The 1496-nt window shown below is 46.3% G+C and carries 2 tRNA genes and 2 rRNA genes; all 4 read right to left on the bottom strand.

The window, feature by feature from the left end:
- Nucleotides 1–532: ribosomal RNA gene (locus LZP69_RS15850) — 23S ribosomal RNA — on the bottom strand; the annotation flags it as partial.
- Between the two features lie 318 nt (nucleotides 533–850).
- A tRNA-Ala gene (locus LZP69_RS15845) sits at nucleotides 851–926 on the bottom strand.
- A gap of 130 nt (nucleotides 927–1056) precedes the next feature.
- Nucleotides 1057–1133 (bottom strand) — tRNA-Ile (locus tag LZP69_RS15840).
- Nucleotides 1134–1379: 246 nt separating this feature from the next.
- Nucleotides 1380–1496: ribosomal RNA gene (locus tag LZP69_RS15835) — 16S ribosomal RNA — on the bottom strand; the annotation flags it as partial.

Genomic DNA, 1496 nt, shown 5'->3' with positions numbered 1-1496 from the left:
ACCGCTCCCACTGCTTGTACGTATACGGTTTCAGGTTCTATTTCACTCCCCTCACAGGGGTTCTTTTCGCCTTTCCCTCACGGTACTGGTTCACTATCGGTCAGTCAGGAGTATTTAGCCTTGGAGGATGGTCCCCCCATGTTCAAACAGGATATCACGTGTCCCGCCTTACTCGTTTTCATCTTCGGTTAGTTTTCGTGTACGGGACTATCACCCTGTACCGTTGTGCTTTCCAACACATTCCACTAACACCCCAAAGACTTAAGGGCTAATCCCCGTTCGCTCGCCGCTACTAGGGGAATCTCGGTTGATTTCTTTTCCTAAGGGTACTTAGATGTTTCAGTTCCCCTCGTTCGCCTCACTAACCTATGTATTCAGTTAGTGATAACAGCTTATGCTGCTGGGTTCCCCCATTCGGACATCGTTAGCTCAAATGCTTGTTACTAGCTCGCCAACGCTTTTCGCAAGTTACTACGTCCTTCATCGCCTCTGACTGCCAAGGCATCCACCGTATACGCTTAGTCACTTAACCATACAACCCAAATGAGTTTCATCTGAATCATACCGCAACTAACGGTTTCTACTTTCGCCAAAAGAATACTCAATGCACTTGATTTAAGTGTGTTTTGAGAACTCAATTATTTCGCAATAATCTTTCGATTATTACTATCAGCTTTCCAAATTTTTAAAGAGCGACCTCCACGGATGGTGGAAGTGTCGACAATCGTATGGAACGATTTCGACCGGGCTTAAAAAAGCCAAAGATAAATTCTGCATTTATCTTTGGCATCTCTAACCATGTGCATGTCTCATTTGAGAGCTCTTATCCAGAACTTTTATTGAGAAGTAATGGTGGAGCTATGCGGGATCGAACCGCAGACCTCCTGCGTGCAAGGCAGGCGCTCTCCCAGCTGAGCTATAGCCCCATTACATGCAGTGAGTAATACCGAACACCAATGGTTAATTGGTTTACCAAATCGACTTTAGACAAGGCGTAAGTTGAGGACGTTTAGCACGCTAAACGACGAGACTTACAACGCCGTATAAAGGAAGATTTGGTGGGTCAGAGTGGACTTGAACCACCGACCTCACCCTTATCAGGGGTGCGCTCTAACCAGCTGAGCTACAGACCCATTCTTTTTGGTCTTTTGAACGCTACTCGGCGTTGCTTTCGTTGTTCGGTCGTTATGTAGTGAACTACACTGCCTTCCTCACGCCTCAAGCGCCTTGATTAGCACTCAAAATCCTCAAAAATACCTTTCGATATTTCTCTATCTTCTATCAAGCAATCTGTGTGAACACTCAAGCACATGGATGTGCTGTGTGTAAGAAATGCAGGAGCATTTTCTTACCAAACCAAGGTTGAGTTATCGTATAGGTAAGGAGGTGATCCAGCCCCAGGTTCCCCTAGGGCTACCTTGTTACGACTTCACCCCAGTCATGAACCACACCGTGGTAAACGCCCTCCCGAAGGTTAAGCTATCTACTTCTGGTGC

Source organism: Shewanella sp. AS1 (assembly GCF_021412565.1).
Taxonomy (GTDB): Bacteria; Pseudomonadota; Gammaproteobacteria; order Enterobacterales; family Shewanellaceae; genus Shewanella.
This window is presented reverse-complemented; position numbering and strand designations above follow the sequence as displayed.